The following is an 18,491-nucleotide window of genomic DNA, read 5'->3' on the forward strand; positions in this document are numbered from 1 at the left end:
TGGATGTCGCTGAAGCGCATCATCGGCTCCCACTTCGCCAACTACCGCGAGGCCTGGGAGGCCAACCGCCTCATCGCCAAGGGCAAGATCCACCCCACCCTGTCCAGGACCTACTCCCTCGAGGAAACCGGCCAGGCCGCCTACGACGTCCACCGCAACCTGCACCAGGGCAAGGTCGGCGTGCTCTGCCTCGCCCCCGAGGAAGGCCTCGGCGTGCGCGACGAGGAGATGCGCGCCAAGCACCTCGACGCCATCAACCGCTTCCGGCCCTGAACATCCGGGAGTGAAGCCCATGAAAACCAGAGGAACAGACGTGCAAGACATAGTGGGACCCGGCCGTGCCGTCGGAATCGTGGGACTCGGGACGGTCGGCGAAGCGTTGCTGAACATGGTGGCCGCCACCGGGTGCCCGGTGGTCGGCGTGGACCACGACCCCGACGTCGTCGCCAGGGTCGGGCAACGCCTCAAGCGCAAGGACACCGGCGAGACCGGAGGGTCCGTCTCCTGGACACTGTCCGCCGAGATCACCGCGCTGGCCGACGCCGGTGTCGTGGTGGAGGCGGTGGCCGAAGACCCCGCCGCCAAGCGCGACGTACTTCGCCGGCTGCGTCAGGTCTGCCCACCCGACACGGCCATCGTCACCACGGCCTCCTCGCTGCCGCTCTTCCCCCTCAGCACCGCCGCGGGGCGTCCCGACCGGATCGCCGGCCTGCGACTGCTGCGCCCGCCGGCGGTCGGCAGGCGCGCCGAAGTCGTACGCACGTCACTGACGTCCGACGAAACTGGTGACCTGGTGGAACGCCTCGCGACAGCCATCGGCCTCGAATGCGTCGTTCTCGGGCACCGTGCGAGCGGTTTTGCCGCGCGGCTCGTCCACCTGTACCTCAACCGTGCTGCGGCCATGGTCGCGGAGGGTTTCGCTTCCCCCCGAGACGTCGACACCGCGATGCGCCTCGGTTGCGGACTGCCGTCCGGTCCGTTGGAACTGATCGACGAACTGGGCGTGGACGAGGTCCACAGCTGCCTGGAGTCCCACTGGAAGCGCACCGGTGAGGAAGCGTTCCGCCCGGTGCCGCTCCTGACCTCGATGCTTCGAAGGGGCACCCTGGGAAGGAAGACCGGCCAGGGCTTCCACCGCTACGACGACCAGGGTCTGCCGGACGAGAGGACCCCTGACGAACGGGGGCGTCCCGACTCCCCGGCATCCGGCGAGCCGGTACGCCACGTCGGCGTGTTCGGTTCCGGCACGATGGCTCGCGGGATCGCGGAGGTGTGTGCCACGTCCGGCCTCCGCACCACCTTGGTGGCTCGAAGCACGGACAAGGCCCGGAGCGCCGCGACGGCCATCGAGGCATCCCTGGTCAAGGCGGTGCGCCGGGGCAGGATCACCCCGGCACGGAAGAGGGACGCGCTGGCCGCGCTCGCCACCGTCGACGACATCTCGGCGCTTTCCGGCTGCGACCTGGTCATCGAGGCTGTCGCGGAAGACCTCCAGATCAAGCGCGGCGTCTTCGCGCGGCTCGGGGCGGTCTGCCGACCTGGTGCGATTCTGGCCACCACCACCTCCAGCCTGTCCGTCGCGGCCTGTACGGCTCCGGCCAACCGGCCCGGGGAGACGCTCGGCCTGCACTTCTTCAACCCCGCGCCGGTGATGAAGCTGGTGGAGCTGGTACGGGCGCCGGACACGGCCGCACACGTGACGGAAGCGGGCCGCGAGTTCTGTGCCGTCCTCGGCAAGGTCCCGGTGGCCTGCCCGGACCGAGCGGGTTTCATCGTCAACCGCCTCCTCTTCCCATATCTCAAGGATGCGCTGCGGTTGTCGGACGACGCCGCTCTCGACGTCGTGGCGCTCGACACCGCGGTGGAGCGGGGATTCGGATACCCGATGGGACCGTTCACCCTGCTCGACGCCATCGGCCTGGACGTCTCCCTGGCGATCCTGGAGCGTCTGCACGCCGAGTTTCCCGAGGCGGGCTGCGAACCACCAGCCGTTCTCAGGGAGCTGGTGGACGAGGGCTGTCTCGGACGCAAGGCGGGCCGGGGACTGCGCCGGGCGTGAGCTGTCGCTCAACCCTCCGGAGTGCCCACTGAGTTGAGCGCGACGGAGAGCTCCGCACGGCCCCGCAGCCCCAGTTTCCGGTAGATGCGGGTCAGGTGCTGTTCGACGGTACTGGGGGTGACACCGAGCTGCTCGGCGATCTCCCGGTTGGTCAGACCGTCCTGGGCGAGATGGGCCACCCGGTGTTCGGCCCTGCTCAGCGTATGGAGCTCCTCCGTCGCCGCCGGCGGCCTCATGCCGGGCCCCGCGTCGGTGCCGGCGCCGCACAACCGGTCGTACAGCATCTGCGCCTGCTTGCGCAGCCACGGGCTGCCCGTGTCCGGCTGTGCCAGCTCCTCCTCCAAGAGGCGCACCGCCTCGTCCCTGTCACCGAGCCCGGCGAGCGCTTCGGCGGCATAGACGCGCCAGGCCGTGAAGACGGACACCCTGAGCTGCCACGCGGCCATCAGGTCCCGGCACGCGTAGAAGTCGCCGAGCGCCGCTTGGTGACGCCCCGCAGCCAGGTGGAGGCGACCGCGCGCCTGCAAGTAGTGCAGTCCGGGCAGGGACTGGAACATCGACTGCGGTACCGGGACACGGAAGCATTCGGCCGCCGCCTCGAGGTCCCCGAGACTGACGCAGGCGAGAACCTTGGCGGACAGCGGCAGACCGACAGCCACCCCCCAAGCCGACGGGGGCAGCAGCGTCAGGGCCTGCTCCGCGCGGGTCAGCGCGGTCGTGAAATTGCCCAGCCAGCTCTCCAGGGTCGCGCTGGCGGTCAACAGGACGGCCCGGCAGGTGGTCGTGCGCTCCGAGCACCCCACGACCAAGCGGTCGCACCAGTCCGCGGCTCTCTCGAGGCGGGAGGCGCGAATCAGCGAGATCAACGCGGCCATCGTCGGCGCCAGGAGCGGCTGGTGCGGCACCTGCGCCTGCAGCAGCTGCTCGGCGGCTCCGCACGCGTCGTCGGTGGGTCCCTCGGTGAGCAGCAGGGCGAGCACCAGCGCTCCGTCCCACTGCGGATCCACTGACACGATGCGCCGGCCCGGATCGTGCGGGGACTCCAGGGGGCTGTGCCGATATCGCGCGCCGTAGGTGGGAAAGAAGTACGCGAACCACACCCGCAACACGTCGAGGCGGGCGCGTGCGTCCTGGGGCAGCTCCTCCCGCACGGCATCGAGGTCGGCGAGGAGAGCGCTGACCTCCTGTGTCCGCCCCGACCACAACAGATACATACCCAGCAGCAGACTGTGTTCCCGGCTCAGCCGGCCGGCCCGGTGCTCATCGAGCAGATCGGTCAGGTGCCAGCGAACCGCCCCCGGGTCCACTTCCCACTCCGCCTGCGCCAGTTCGGCCCGGACCACCGCACGCTGCGAGTCGTCGGCGGCGGCGTAGGCGGCCCGAAGGAAGGCGATGGCCCGTTCGGCGTCGTGCTCGTGCAGGGCCTGTGTGGCCGCTTCCCGCAGGGCAATGACCGCCCAGGGGTCCTGGACGGGCCGCGCGTGAATCAAATGGCCGGCCACTTCGCCCAGTTCGGCGTTGCTCTCGCGCAGTGCCAGCGCGGCGTTCCGATGCAGCCGTGTCCGTTCGTCGCTCGGAGTTCTCTCCAGCACCACGTCACGAGCCGCCTCCAGGTGGTAGCGCAGGCCGTCGGTCAGGCCGGCTGCCTCCAGGGCATTGCGTGACCGTGCCGCCTCACCGGCGGACATGCCCAGGTGGTGCAGGAGGCGCTCCACTCGCTCCGCGGTGGCCGACTCTCCGAGGACGGCGAGAGCCCGCGCGGTCCGCAGCCCGTCGTCGGACATCAGACCGTGGATGTACTGAACGGCGAACCGCACCGCGTCGGCACCAGGTGGAGGGAGGACCGCGCCCTGCTCCACTTCGGCCGGCGCACCGGAACCCGACCAGTCCTTCAGAAGCGCGTGCAGCAGGAGCGGGCTCCCCCCGCACGCCCGCCGCCACAGGGACACGGTCCGGTCGCCGACGCCGCTCCCCATGTGCTCTGCGAGCACTCCTTCGACACACGAGGCGCACAACGGGGCAAGGCGCAGCAGCGAGCAGCTGGGATTGCGCATGTACTCGGCGATCAGTAACGGACTCTGCTGGGGAAGGTCGGAGCTCCCGGTGAGCAGGATGAGGGCACGCAGTGGCGCCACACGGTGGATGACGTAGAGCAGACACCGCAGGGACTCACCGTCGATGTCGTGAACGTCGTCGACGGCGACGATCAGCGGTGTGCGCTCGGCGGCCGCGCAGACTGCGTCGTGCACCGCGGCGGCGACCATGGCGGGCGACTCGCACACGGCCGCGATCTCGTCCATGGAGTAGCCCAGACAGGACAGGAGTTGGGCGACGACGCCCAGAGGGAACGAGCGCTCCGCCACCGATCCCGTGGCGCTCAGCACGGTCACGCCCGCCCGTTCGGCCTGTCCTGTGACGTAGTCGACCACCCCGGTCTTCCCGGCACCTGGGGGGCCGAGAACCAGAGCGGCCTGTCCCCTACCGTCACGCGCCTGTCTAAAGAGTCCGTCAAGAAGTTGTTGCGCTCGGCATCGCTCTGCCAACTCCATGTCGGACATACTCCTTCCACGGCGCCTGGTTTCGGCCGCCACATGCACTGCTCATGCAATCAAAGCATGTCCGGCGAGACCCCCCTACCTCGGTGGCCCTCACTCTGCCGGTGCCCACCCGCCGCGACGCCGCAGGGGACGGCGGCCGGACCGGTCGCGCCCTCTTTGCGCGGCGAATTAGGGGGGAGCCACCACCCCCCTAATCGTCAACGCCCATGGAATTGGGGTTTCTTGCGGCACGTCTGACCATTGGCTAGCGTGCGAAGTCTTGCGGAGCCCCTCTCCTTTACCGGCTTTGTGGGCCCGGGGGACCCGACCGGCAGCAGCGAAGGGATGACGGAACAGTGGACGTATGGGTTACCGGTCTGGGCGCCATGACGCCGCTCGGCGGGGATATGCCGAGCACGTGGGCCGCAATGCTGAGCGGCGCCAACGGAATTGGGTATCTGAAGGACGAATGGGCCCAGCAGCTGCCCGTCCGAATCGCCGGGTGCCTGGCGGTGGATCCCGCCGGCTTCCTCGCACGGACCGAAGCCCGTCGACTCGACCGTGCGGAGCAGATCGCCCTCGTCGCGTCCCGGGAGGCTTGGCGGGACGCCGGCTCCCCGGAACTTCCCCCCGAGCGTCTCGCGGTCGTCATGGGCACCGGCATCGGCGGCGTCACGTCCCTGCTGGACCAGAACCACACGCTCGAGGTCAAGGGGCCGCGGCGGGTCTCACCCCACACCGTGCCCATGCTGATGGCCAACGGCCCCGCCGCGTGGGTCAGCATGGACCTGGGCGCACAAGGCGGCGCCCATGCTCCCGTCAGCGCGTGCGCGTCGGGGGCCGAGGCCATCGCCCTGGGCCTGGACCTCATCCGGGCGGGCCGGGCCGATGTCGTCGTGGCCGGCGGCGTGGAAGCCAGTGTGTTGCCCCTGCCGCTCACCGGCTTCGCGCAGATGATGGCGCTGTCCACGTCCAACGACGATCCGGCGCACGCCAGCCGCCCCTTCGACGCCCGGCGCAACGGCTTCGTCCTTGCCGAGGGGGGTGCGGTCGTCGTCCTGGAGCGAGCGGACCACGCCCGCGCACGCGCCGCTCGCGCCTACGCGACGGCCCTGGGAGCGGGCACCAGTTCAAGCGCCGCCCACATCACCGCCTCGGACGTGGCGGGACAGGTACGCGCCATGACCCTGTCGCTGCGCGACGCGCGGATCACCGGGCAGGACGTGGGGCACGTCCATGCCCACGCGACGTCGACGCCTCAAGGCGACGCGTGTGAATCCGATGCCATTGCCCAGGCCGTCGGTACGCACGCCGTGGTCACCGCCACGAAATCCATGACCGGCCACATGCTGGGGGCGTCCGGGGCCATGGGTGCGGCCGCGGCGATCCTGGCGCTTCGCGACGGCGTCGTGCCCGCGACCCGCAACCTGCGGGAGATGGATGCGCGCATCGATCTCGATGTGGTGACGGACGAGCCGCGCACGGGACAGTTCCGGGTCGCATTGTCCAATTCCTTCGGCTTTGGCGGGCACAACGTCTCACTCGTCTTCGGCCGCCCCTGACACCGGCAAGGCTCGTCAACTACCCGATCCTGGGAGCAAGTTGGCACTGCGGCTTGGCGCGTCACCGTCTCCGAGCGACATTGCCTCGACTTTTCCATCGAAAGAATTCCATGACATCCGAGATACCTGAAAACAGGTGCCCCATCCGCCTCGACGTGGATTTCTACAGAGATCCGCATGCTGTCTATCGGGCGATAAAACAACGCGGAAACAAACCCACTGAAGTCGTACTCGAAACGGGTATGGCCTACCTGCCGCCGAACCTGCGTGCCTGGGTGGTGACTTCCTACGAGGATGTCGAATTCGTACTGCGGGATCCCCGTTTCCGCAAAAGCATAGACAAGGCAATGCCGTTGTTTGCGGCGAGCGCCCAAGGCGGCGGACAGGAGCAGGACCGAAGCTCGCTGCTCTACGACAACATGGCGAACAACGACCCGCCGGTCCATACCGCCCTGCGCAAACCGCTCAACAGCTCCTTCACCGCGCGGGCGGTGGCTCCCAAGCGCCAGGCCATGCGGGAACTGGCCGAATCGGTCCTGGACGCCGTCGCAGGACACGAGTCGTTCGACCTCGTCCAGGATTTCGCCTTCCCTTACTCGATCGGCGTCATCTGTGACACGCTCGGGGTTCCGCGCGAGGATCGCGAGACGTTCCACCAATGGGTGCAGACGATCACCAGTGACGCGGAACCCGAGGTACTCCGGCGCGACGCGCAGCGGATGGTCGGCTACCTGCGCGGCCTCATCGCGCAGAGACGTGAGACGGGCACCGATGACATCCTGACGCAACTCGCCGTCTCGCTCAGCGAGTCGCAGGCGGTCGCCCAGGCGTACGCGCTGCTCGCCGCCGGGTACGAAACCTCGGCGAACCTGATCGTCACGGGGCTGCTGGTGCTGGAGTCGGAGCCGGATCTGAAGGCGCGTGTCTGGGGGGACCGGTCGCTCGTGCCGGCCGCCGTGGAAGAGATGCTGCGCCATCAGTCCCCCTTCAATCTGTCCCTGTACCGGTACGCCACCGAATCGGTCGAGGTGGGCGGGGTGACCATTCCGGCCGGCTCCATCGTGTTCCTGGCCTTCGCCGCGGCCAACCGCGACGGCGCGCGTTTCGAGGATCCCGACCGCTTCACGGTCGACACGCCGCGCCGTGAACACCTGGCCTTCGGCGGCGGCATCCACAACTGCATCGGCAAGCACCTCGCGCGTCTGGAGGCGGAGGTCGCGTTCGACGTCCTGGTCCGGCGCTGTCCGGAACTCGCCGTCCGCACGCCGCCCCAGCACAGGGAGTGGAAGGCCAGCCCCACCTTCCGGGGACTGAGGAGTCTCGTCGTCGCCCCTGGGCCACTGCGATCCGGCCCGGGCACGGCAGAAGCAGGTGAAGCAGCCTGATGAGCGCACGGACCCACCGGCCGCGACCGACACGGACGTACGCGGAACCAGACGCAGCCTCCATGGCCGTCATCGGTCTGTCGTGCCGCTTTCCCGGCGCCTCCGATCCGGGCGAGTTCTGGCGCAACCTCATGTCCGCGGCGGACAGCGTGGGCAGCGCTCCGCCCGGCCGCTGGGAGGAACGTGCCGGGCCGGCGCCCGCCGAACCCCGCACTCCCATCCGGCACGGCGGCTTCATCGAGGGCATCGACGAGTTCGACGCCAGGTTCTTCGGCATCGTCCGACGCGAGGCCGAGCACATGGATCCGCAGCAGCGGCTCCTGCTCGAGCTCGCATGGCAGGCCCTGGAGGACGCCTCCGTTCCCGCACAGGACCTGCGCGCGGCGCGCTGGGGTGTCTATGTGGGGGCGAGCGCGGATGACTTCAGGACGCGGTACTTCGCCTCCGGGTGCCTCGACCGGTTCGGGCACATGGGCTCGAGCCGCTCGCTGCTGGCGGGACGCATCTCCCACCACCTCGGTCTGCGCGGCCCCAGCGAAGTCGTCGACACCGGTCAGTCGTCCTCCCTGTGTGCACTGCACCGGGCAGTCGCGAGCCTGCAGCTGGGCGAATGCGATGCCGCGCTCGTCGCCGGCGTCAACCTCAACCTCCTGCCGGACGTCACCGACCAGGTGCATCTGTGGGGCGGTCTGTCCCCTGACGGCCGCTGTCGCGCCTTCGACGAGCACGCCGACGGATACGTCCGCGCCGAGGGGGGCGGCGTCGTCGTGCTCAAGCCGCTCGAGGCCGCCGTACGCGACGGTGACCACGTCTACTGCGTGGTGCGCGGCAGCGCCACCAACAACGACGGAGGCAGAGCCGGTCTCGGTGTTCCCAGCGCGGACGCCCAGCGCGAGGTGATCGAGGCCGCCCACCGCGCCGCGGGGATCACGGGTGCGTCGGTCGGCTACGTCGAACTGCACGGCACGGGCACACCCGTAGGTGACCCGGTTGAGGCCGAGGCACTCGGCGAGGCCGTCGGAAGGCGGCGCCCGCGGACAACGCCGTTGCTCGTGGGCTCGGTCAAGTCGAACATCGGGCACCTGGAGTCGGCGGCTGGCATCGCCGGATTCATCAAGGCGTGCCTGGTACTGCATCACGGGCAGCTGCCGCCGACCCTGCACCATCACCGCAGCCCCGAGGCACTGCCGTTGGCGGACCTCAACCTTCGGGTCGTCGGCGTGGACCACGACGAGAGCCTGGGAACCGACGAACTCGTCGGGGTCAGCTCGTTCGGCATGGGCGGCACCAACGTCCACGTGGTCCTGGCGAGTTCGCCCGTCGCTACGAGTCCGTCCGGTCGGCCCGGGTCCCGGACTCCGGCCGAGCAGCCCACCGCGGACACCGTGTGGTGTCTGTCCGGTCGCACCCGCGAAGCGGTCCGCACGCTGGCTCGCGCCCTCCTCGAACACACCTTCCCCACGGAGCGCTACACCGTGGGCGATGTGGCCTGGTCCCTCGCCCAGCGCGACGAGGGCGAGCACCGCGCCGCGGTGGTCGGCGGTTGCTGGGACCGGATGCGCGACGGACTGCTCAAGATCGTGGCAGGCCACGACCTGGCCATACCGGCGGACTGGCTGCACGACGGAGGAGCCGAACGAGTCGCCTGGGTATCCGTCGCCGGTACCTACGCCGCCCACGGAGACATCGCCGAGGTCGCAGCTCGACTGGGAACAGGACTGCGCAAGGTGCCCGGCCTGCCCACGTACCCCTTCGAACGCGACACCTTTCACGGACCCGCACCGCGCCGCTCCCTCGCCCCGGCCCCCGAACCGGCCACCGCGGCGCCGGACGAGGCCGTCCCACGCTCCCTGCTCGACGGCTGGGAGCAGGCTGCCGATCCCTCCGAACGGCTCTGGCTCATCCGGTCCTTCCTGGAGCGCGAACTCCTCGACGTTCTGGGCGAGACGGGCGACGGCCGTCCGAGCGTGGATCCCGACAGCACCTTCCAGGACCTGGGCGCCGACTCCATGTCCCTGCTCGAGCTCCAGGACCGTCTCACGACCGCCACCGCCGTGGAGATCCCGGAGTCCGCGCTCTTCGACCACCCGACGATCAACGACCTCGCGGCACACCTGAACACCGAACTGGAGGCACTCCGTGGCTGAGCACACAACGGAGCCCGAAGACATAGCCGTCGTGGGTATGGCCTGCCGCTACCCCGGCGGCGTGAACACCCCGGAGCGCCTGTGGGCCTTGGTCGACGAGGGCCGGGACGCCATCACCGACTTTCCCGGCAACCGCGAGTGGCACACCGAGGATCTGTACGACCCGAGCTTCGTGCGGCAGGGCGGGTTCCTGCACGACGCGGACCTCTTCGACGCCGACTTCTTCGGGATCAGGCCCGCTGAGGCGATCTCCATGGACCCGCAGCAGCGGGTGCTCCTGCAGGTCGCCTGGGAGGCGATCGAGCGGGCGGGCATCGTCCCGTCGAGCCTCAAGGGTTCACAGACCGGCGTGTTCGTCGGGCTGATGCCGAACGAGTACGGGATGCCGCTGTGGAAGTGGCAGGACGAGACGGCCGGTTTCATGGGCACCGGCACCTCACCGAGCGTGGCGTCCGGGCGGATCGCCTACCTCCTGGGCCTGGAAGGTCCCGCCCTGACCATCGACACCGCCTGTTCGTCGTCCGGCGTGGCGATTCACACCGCCGTACGGTCCCTGCGCAGCGGCGAGACGGACCTGGCGCTCGCGGGCGGCTGCACCGTGCTCACGGGGCCCGGTATGTTCGTGGACTACGCGAAGAAGGGTGCCCTCTCGCCGGACGGACGATGTCGCACCTTTTCCGACACCGCCAACGGAACCGTCTGGGCCGAAGGCGCGGGCGTCCTCGTCCTCGAACGCCTCTCGGCGGCACGGCGCAACGGGCGCCGCATCCTCGGTGTCATCAAGGGAACCGCCGTCAATCAGGACGGCGCGAGCAACGGCCTCACCGCACCGAGCGGCAAGGCTCAGGTCAAGGTGATCCGGCAGGCGCTCGCCGACGCCCGGCTCACGCCCGGCGAGGTCCAGCTCGTGGAGGCGCACGGGACGGCCACCAAGCTCGGCGACCCCATCGAGGCCAACGCCATCCAGGCCACCTACGGAGCGGACCGCGGCGACGAACCCGTGTGGATCGGCTCCTTCAAGTCGAACATCGGCCACTCCATGGCCGCAGCGGGAGTCGGCGGTGTCATCAAGTGCCTGAGCGCGATGCGCGCCGGCACCATGCCCAAGACACTGCACGTCGAGGAACTCAACTCCCACGTCGACTGGTCCTCGTCGGTGAACGTCCTGCGCGAGAGCAGGCCCTGGCCCACGGCACAGGGCGGCGTACGCCGGTGCGCCGTCTCCTCGTTCGGTGTCAGCGGCACCAACTCCCATGTGATCCTGGAGAGCTGGGACGAGGAGCCGATGGTCTCCGCGACCCCGGCGGACGCCTCCGACGGCACCACTCACGCCCTCACCCTCTCCGCCAAGACGCCCGCGGCTCTGCGCTCTCACGCCGCGAGGGTCGCCGAACACCTCATCTCCGGGACGTCGTCCGTGGCGGCGACCGCGCAGGCGCTCGCCACACAGCGCGAGCACTACGCCCACCGCGCCGTCGCCGTCGCGGGAGGACGAGAGCACCTGGCCGCCGCGCTCCAGGCGTTCGCCGACGGCACCGACTCCCCAGCGGTCGTGCACGACGAGGCACGGCGCATTCGACGCCCGGTCTTCGTGTTCCCCGGGCAGGGGTCCCAGTGGGACGCCATGGCCGTGCGGCTCCTGAAGGACTCCGACGTCTTCCGGCTGAGGGTCGAGGAGGTCGCGGGAGCCTTCAAGCCCTACCTCGACTATGACCTGCTGGCGGTGCTGGCCGGCGAGGACCGGGAGACGAACCGGGAGCGCACGGACGTCGTCCAGCCACTCACCTTCACCATGATGCTGGGCCTCGCCTCGATGTGGGAGCTCGCCGGTGTCCGGCCCGCCGCGGTGATCGGCCACTCGCAGGGCGAGGTCGCCGCCGCGTGCCTCGCCGGTGCTCTCAGTCTCGACGCGGCGGCCCGTGTGGTCGCCTGCCGCAGCCGCGTGCTGGAGGACGAGGGACGCGGCGGCATGGTGGCCGTGGCGCTCGGCGTCGAGGAGGCGGTGACCGCCACCCGCGAAGCAGGCGCGCATCTCGCCGTCGCGGCCACCAACGGCCCCGCCTTCACCATCTTGTCCGGTGACGACGAACCGGGTATCCGGCGTCTGCTGGACCGGTGCGAGGACCGGGACGTGTACGCCCGCCGGGTCCCGGCCAAGTGCGCCTCGCACTCACCCGTCATGGCCGAGCTCGAAGGCCGGATCATGGCAGGACTCGACGGCCTCCAGGCCTGCGCGGAGGACGTGGCCTTCTTCTCCACGGTCGAGGGCGACCGGGTGCGGGGGCAGGATCTGACCGCCGCGTACTGGTACCGGAATCTGCGCGAGCAGGTCCGGTTCGCCGAGACGGTCACGGCCATGGTGTCGCACGGCTACGACGCCTTCATCGAGATCAGCCCGCATCCCGTGCTCCTCACCTCGCTGCGCCAGATTCTGGAGCAGGCCGGCAGCGACGCCCCGGTGTGCGCCACCCTCCGCCGGGACCAGGGTTCGTACGAGCGGTTCCTGACGGCTGCCGCCGAGGCCTACGTACAGGGCCACGACGTCGGCTGGGCCGCCCTGCACACCGGTGCGTGGTCCGGGGGGCCGGCTCCGGACGGTCTCCCCACCTACCCGTTCCAAGGACGCAGGTTCTGGCTTCCGTCGCAGATGGAGACCACGGCCGTCTCCCCGCCCGCCGCCGTCCGGCCGAGCGCCGGCAGGACGCCGATCGCGGCCGGCGGCCACCCGTTCCTGACCTCCGTGGTCGAGACGGTCGACGGCACCATGGTGATGAGCGGGCGCCTGTCCGTGCGAAGCCACCCGTGGTTGATGGATCACCGGGTCGAGGACACGCCCTTGCTGCCCGGCACCGCCTTCGCGGAGCTACTGCTGACGGCGGGGCGCGAACTCGACTGCCCGGCCCTCGACGAGATGGTGCTCCGGGACCCGCTGCTCCTGCCGGTGGACGGGTCTCAGGTCGACGTACAGGTGACCGCGCGACGCGCCGACGCACAGGGGAAGCGGGCCGTGGCGGTGTACTCGCGCCCGGCGGCCGACACCGAGTGGCGCCAGCACGCGGAGGGCTTGGTGTCCCCCGAGCTCCCTCGGCCGACTCCCGCCGGCCTCACGACCGAGCCCGGTGCCGGACGCCTGGAGGCCGACACGCTGTACGCGCGGCTGCGCGGGATGGGGTACGGCTACGGCGACGCCTTCCAAGGCGTACGCGGTGGAGAGCACGGCGACGGCTGGGCCCGCTCCCGGGTGGTCCTGCCGGACAGCGCTCGTATCAACCACCACGGCTTCGCGCTGCACCCGGCGCTGTCCGACGCGGCACTCCACGCCGCCGTGGCCTGTGGCCTGATCGAACCGCCGGCAGCAGGGGACATCGCCGTCCCCTTCGTGTTCAACGGGGTACGGGTCGGTGACGGCGACGCTGCCGACCAGTGCTGGGCCGCTGCCCGCCGCGTGGCTCCCGACACGATCGCCCTCACCCTGACCGACGACCTCGGCCATATGCTGCTGAGCATCGACAGCATGGTGGTCCGCGGTCTCGAGCGGCCCGCTCGGCAGCCGGACCACGTGGAGGCCACGCTCTACACGACCGACTGGACGGAGGCCGAGGGCGAACGGGGTGTGGAACGTCGCCTGTGCGTCGTGGGCGCCGACGGGCCGCTCGCCGCGTCCCTGCGGAACACCGCACACGGTGGGATAACGGTGGCCACGCTCGACGAAGCGGTCATGGTCGTCAGGGCTCTGCCCGGAGACTGGCAGGTCGTCCTGTCCACCCCGTGGACGGGCCCCGGGACCGTGACCGCGGCTGACGTCCATGACACGGCGGCGTGGGCGCTGGAGGCCGTCCAGCGGTGGATGCTCGCCGAGGACCTCTCCGAGCGTGCTCTGCTCACGTTCGTCACCCGGAACGCGGTGGCTGTCCCCGGTGACGAGGCGCACGACCTGGCCGCGAGCGCTCTGTGGGGGATGGTCCGCACCGCCCAGACCGAGAACCCCGGTCATGTCCGCATCATCGACGTCGACGACGCCGCGGTCGCCGAACCGGACCCGGTCAAGGCGGCGTTGCGACGTTCCGAGGCCCAGCTGGCCGTACGCGCGAGCCGGGTGCTGCGCCCGCATCTGTGGCCGCACACCTCCGCCGGCGCCCCGTTCCCGGACTGCGGCGACGACACCGTCGTCATCACCGGCGGCACCGGCACGATCGGCCGTGCCCTGGCCCGCCACCTCGTCACCCAGAAGTCCGTGCGGTCCGTGGCGCTGCTCAGCCGCAGTGGCCGGCAGGCGCCCGGTATCACGGCCCTCACCTCCGAGCTGGAGCGCCTGGGCGCCTCGGTTCGCGTGCTCGAGGCCGACACCGCCGACGCGGAGCGCCTGCGCGCGGCCCTGGCCCAACTGCGTGCGGAGCGTCCGCTGGCGGGCGTCGTCCATGCCGCGGGCCTCCTCGACGACGCCATCGTGCCGAACATGACGCCCGAGCAACTGCACCGTGTCCTGGCGAGCAAGGTCGACTCGGCGCTCAACCTGGACGCTGCGACGCGTGCGGACGACCTTCGCTTCTTCACCGTCTTCTCCTCCCTGTACGGCGTGCTCGGCGGCCCCGGGCAGGCCAACTACGCCGCGGCGAACACCTTCCTGGACCACTTCGCGCACTGGCGCCGGGCCCAGGGGCGGCCGGCCAACTCCGTCGCGTGGGGTCTGTGGGACGAGGCGACGGGTATGACGGGGCACCTCGACGAGGCGGATCTGCTGCGACTGCGGCGCAACGGAGTGGCGCCGTTCACGGTGGCGGAGGGGCTCGCCCTGTTCGATGCCGCACTCGGCAGCAGCACCACCGCGGTGATCGCGGCACGTCTCGCGGTGTCCGATGCGACCGACGACGCGACGATGGACGCTCCGTTCCTGTTCTCCCGCCTCGCAGGGCGTGGAGCGACCCGGACCGGGGGGATGCGCAAACCCGCACCCGCACCCGCCGCCCCGCCCGCACCCACCGTCACCGCTGCCCCGCCGGCCCCGAGCGCCCCGGCTCTCCGGCCTCCGACGCGGCAGACGCCTGCCGCTTCCGCTCAGCCACGCGCCGAGGCCGACCGGCCCACGCGCCCGCAGGAGGCGGCCACCGTCCTCGACCTCCTGAACTCGCCGGAGGCATCACACGACCAGCGCGTCGCCGGCCTGCTCACCGTGGTCAAGGAGAGTGTGGCCGAACTGCTCGGCACCGAGCACCGGCGCGTGGACGCCCAGCAGTCCTTCTACGAGATGGGCTTCGACTCCCTCACCTCCATGGAGCTGCGCGTCCGCCTCGGCCGCAGGCTCGACATCCGGCTGGGCGCCACCGTGGTCTTCGACCACCCGACTCCGGAGGCACTCGTCTCGCACATCGTGGATCTGTTCCGGCCCGATGACGGTCGGGAGTCCGACGAGTCAGAGGAGCCCGGCCCAGGCCAGGTCAGCGAGCCGGACGTCGCCCCGGCCCCGGTTGCGGCGCCCGCGAGGCAGGGGGCGCGACAGAACGCGGACGCCGGCAGGACGAGGGAGGAACAGCCCTCCGTGCCCGACTCCGCCCCGTTCCCCCTGACCAAACTGCAGGAGGCATATCTTGCGGGCCGGGCCGGTGACTTCGAACTGGGCAACGTCTCCACGTACTTGTACGTGGAGGTCGACCTGACCGGCTTCGACGTGGCGGCGGCCGAGCACGCGCTCGACCGGCTCGTACGGCGCCACCCGATGCTGCGGGCCGTCTTCGACCCGGAGACCGGGACCCAGCGGGTGCGGGGCAGCGTGCCCCGCGTGTCGATCCCCGTCGAGGACCTGACCCGGCTCACGGAGGACGAGCGTGGAAAGCGGCTCGCCGCGATACACACCGAGCTGAAGGCCAAGGAGTTCGACGTCACGAGCTGGCCCCTGTTCGTGGTGCGCGCCACGGCCGTCAGCTCGACCGTGACGCGGCTGCACTTCGGCATCGACGTACTCGTCTCGGACGGCAGCAGCACCTCCGTCCTCTTCAAGGAGTGGGCGGATCTCTACGCGGACCCCGACACGGAACTTCCGGAACTGCGGTCGGGATTCGACGAGTTCACGCTCAGGATCCGCGAACAGGCCGCGGCGGCGGAGAGCGACCGGAGCAGGTCGTACTGGGGCGGTCGGCTCCAGAGCCTGCCCCCGGCTCCGGAACTGCCGCTCGCGGTCCGCCTCGCCGACGTACGGCGCCCCGTGTTCACCAACCGCTTCCTGCGCGTCGAGGCACCGGAGTGGGAACAGTTCAAGCGCAATGCCGCGGCAGCCGGTCTGACGGCGTCGGGCGCCGTGCTGGGGGCGTACTGCCACGTGCTCGCCGCGTGGTCCAAGACACCGGACTTCACCATCACCTGCCTGGTGTCGCAACGGGACGCGATAGCCGGTATGGACACCGCGAACGTCATAGGCAACTTCTCCTCCACGAGCCTGCTCGAAGTGCGGGTCGACCAGGCCGCTCCGTTCCGGGACACGGCCCGCCGGATCCAACGGCAGCTGATGCAGGACATGGAACACACCGCCTGTTCCGGCCTCGATGTGCTCAGGGACCTCGGCCGTATGGACGCGAGCGCGGGGCGGGCGCGCATGCCTGTCGTCTTCAACAGCACCATCGGCGGGGCCGCCGCGGGCGGGCAGGAGGCCGGTCCCGTGGGTTCGCTGTGCCGCATGGGTGAGACCGGCACGCCGGTATGGAGCGGGGTCCGCACCCCGCAAGTCATCCTCGACCACACGGCGTTCGAGGAGAACGGCGGTCTGATCCTCAACTGGGACGTGGTGGAGGAAGTGTTCCCGGAGGGCGTCGTGGACTCCATGTTCGCGGCATACGAAAGGCTGATTCGTGAACTCTGTCGCTGACTCCGCGTGGTTCGCGCCCGCCTGGGCGAACGACCCCGAGCTCGCGCCCGGTGCCGGCAGGCTCCAGCGCACCCAGGAGCCCGGGTTCCCCTCTGACCACACCCTCCATTCCCGTTTCGTCGAGCGAGCCGCGCGTACTCCCGACGCTGTCGCCGTGATCACACGGGACCGGCGGCTCAGCTATGCCGACGTCGACGCGGAATCGGCTCGTGTGGCCTGTCTCCTGGCAGAGCATGGCACGACCACCGGAACGTTGGTCGGGGTGGTGATGGACAAGGGCTGGGAGCAGGTGGTCGGCAGTCTGGGCGTGTTGCGGTCGGGAGGCGCGTACGTCCCCATCGACCCGAACTGGCCGGCCCAGCGCCTCGCCGCGGTGATCGCCGCCGCGGAGCTGGACACGATCCTGACCCAGCCCGCGCTGCGCAACGCCGTCGACTGGCCCGACGGCCTCACGGTGCTGGAGGTCGAGGCGCCCGACCCGTCCGAGAACGCCGCGGTCCACACGGCGCCGGACGTCCCGGTGACACCTCGTGACGTCGCATACGTGATCTACACCTCCGGCTCCACGGGCGTCCCCAAGGGGGTGGTGATCGAGCACGGACCAGCGGTCAACACGATCCTGGACGTCAACGACGAACTGTCGCTCACCGCGGACGACCGCGTCCTCGGCCTCTCGGCCCTCAACTTCGACCTGTCGGTCTACGACATCTTCGGACCTCTCTCCGCCGGTGGCGCGGTCGTGCTGCCCGGTCCGGAGGACGCCCGCGAACCGGCGGGCTGGCTCTCCCTGATGGCCGAGGGGAGGGTCACGGTGTGGAACAGCGTTCCCGCCCTGATGGCCATGCTGTGCGAGCACCTGACGTCGTCGCAGGACACAGATCCCCGGTCCCCGGACGCCCCGTCCTCGCTGCGCGCCGTCCTCATGAGCGGGGACTGGATTCCCGTGGCCCTGCCCGTCGAGATCCGGCGGTTCTTCCCTCAGGCGGCCTTGTGGAGCCTCGGGGGTGCGACCGAGGCGTCGATCTGGTCGATCTGGCATCGGATCGTTCCCGAAGACACGGCGTTGCCGTCCATCCCCTACGGCACGTCCATGCGGAACCAAAAGGTCTTCGTCGCCGACACGCTCCTACGGCCACGCCCCACGTGGGTCGTAGGCGAAATCTGCATCGCCGGCGTCGGCCTGGCGCGTGGATACCTCGGCGACCCGGAGAAGACCGCGAAGAGTTTCACCGTCTCTCCGTCCACCGGAGATCGCGTGTACCGGACCGGTGACTGGGGACGTCTCCTGCCCAACGGCGAGATCGAGTTTCTCGGCCGCGACGACATGCAGGTCAAGGTCGGCGGCTACCGGATCGAGCTGGGCGACGTGGAAGCCGCGCTGCTGCGATGTCCCGAGGTCGCGGGCGCCGTCGTCACGGCCCCCGGCGACCGGAGCCGCAGGCGACTCGTGGCGCACGTCGTGCTGGCGGCGGGCGCCAGGCGAACGGGCGCGGACATCAAGAAGGCCGCGGAAGAATTCCTGCCGCCGTACATGCTTCCCGCCCTTGTGACCGTGTGGGATGCACTGCCCCTGACGGCGAACGGGAAGGTGGACCGCGCCGCACTGGCCCGGCACGAGGAGGAGCCGGATACGGAGGATGAGAACGCTCGCCCTGCCACCGAGGAGGAACAGGCTCTGCTCTCCCTGTGGAAAGCCTTCTTCGAAACGTCCTCGCTCTCCGTCCTGGACAACTTCTTCGAACTGGGCGGGGACTCTCTACGGGCCGTACGTCTGATGGCAGTGGTGCGGAAGGAACTGGAGGTCTCATTGCCCGTTTCAACGCTTTTCTCAGCGCCAACAGTCCGGTCACTGGCGGTCCGCATACAGCAATCGCGCGTGAGGGCATAGCTACATAAGTGTCCGGCTGGTGCCGTCGGCACCAGCCGGACATGTGCGTTGGGCGGC

The 18,491-nt window shown here is 70.2% G+C and carries 7 protein-coding genes and 1 pseudogene; 7 read left to right on the plus strand and 1 reads right to left on the minus strand.

The window, feature by feature from the left end:
- Together ABT288_RS10300 and ABT288_RS10305 are read left to right on the plus strand one after the other, a co-directional pair.
- Positions 1-273 (plus strand): annotated as a pseudogene (locus tag ABT288_RS10300) (crotonyl-CoA carboxylase/reductase); the annotation flags it as partial.
- Between the two features lie 40 nt (positions 274-313).
- A complete protein-coding gene (locus tag ABT288_RS10305) occupies positions 314-2,059 on the plus strand; it encodes a 3-hydroxyacyl-CoA dehydrogenase family protein (RefSeq protein ID WP_351604746.1) in 1,746 nt (581 codons plus the stop codon).
- Positions 2,060-2,067: 8 nt separating this feature from the next.
- On the opposite strand, the gene ABT288_RS10310 is transcribed toward ABT288_RS10305, so the two are convergent.
- A complete protein-coding gene (locus ABT288_RS10310; protein ID WP_351604748.1) occupies positions 2,068-4,617 on the minus strand; it encodes a LuxR C-terminal-related transcriptional regulator in 2,550 nt (849 codons plus the stop codon).
- Positions 4,618-4,952: 335 nt separating this feature from the next.
- Here ABT288_RS10310 and ABT288_RS10315 point away from each other — a divergent pair, with 335 nt between their 5' ends.
- From ABT288_RS10315 to ABT288_RS10335, 5 genes are all read left to right on the plus strand, one after another.
- Positions 4,953-6,158 (plus strand): beta-ketoacyl-[acyl-carrier-protein] synthase family protein, encoded by a 1,206-nt coding sequence (locus tag ABT288_RS10315; protein ID WP_351604750.1) that lies wholly within the window; start codon positions 4,953-4,955, stop codon positions 6,156-6,158.
- Positions 6,159-6,313: 155 nt separating this feature from the next.
- Complete coding sequence (locus tag ABT288_RS10320) at positions 6,314-7,543, plus strand: cytochrome P450 (protein ID WP_351604752.1); 1,230 nt, start codon at positions 6,314-6,316, stop codon at positions 7,541-7,543.
- A 62-nt stretch (positions 7,544-7,605) separates the two neighbouring features.
- On the plus strand, positions 7,606-9,690 hold the full coding sequence (locus tag ABT288_RS10325) for a beta-ketoacyl synthase N-terminal-like domain-containing protein (RefSeq protein WP_351604754.1): 2,085 nt from the start codon (positions 7,606-7,608) through the stop codon (positions 9,688-9,690).
- Positions 9,683-16,546 carry an SDR family NAD(P)-dependent oxidoreductase gene (locus ABT288_RS10330; RefSeq protein WP_351604756.1) on the plus strand — a complete coding sequence of 2,288 codons (6,864 nt, stop codon included), beginning with the start codon at positions 9,683-9,685 and terminating at the stop codon, positions 16,544-16,546. The genes ABT288_RS10325 and ABT288_RS10330 overlap by 8 nt, the downstream gene beginning before the upstream one ends.
- Complete coding sequence (locus tag ABT288_RS10335) at positions 16,530-18,434, plus strand: amino acid adenylation domain-containing protein (protein ID WP_351604757.1); 1,905 nt, start codon at positions 16,530-16,532, stop codon at positions 18,432-18,434. Before ABT288_RS10330 ends, ABT288_RS10335 begins: the two co-directional genes overlap by 17 nt.
- Positions 18,435-18,491: the final 57 nt, after the last annotated feature.

This window comes from Streptomyces sp. NPDC001093 (genome assembly GCF_040298985.1).
Lineage (GTDB): Bacteria > Actinomycetota > Actinomycetes > Streptomycetales > Streptomycetaceae > Streptomyces.

Coding starts and splice junctions, on each gene's coding strand:
- ABT288_RS10310 (WP_351604748.1), bottom strand. CDS start 4,617: ATGTCCGACATGGAGTTGGCAGAGCGATGCCGAGCGCAACAACTTCTT.
- ABT288_RS10325 (WP_351604754.1), top strand. CDS start 7,606: ATGGCCGTCATCGGTCTGTCGTGCCGCTTTCCCGGCGCCTCCGATCCG.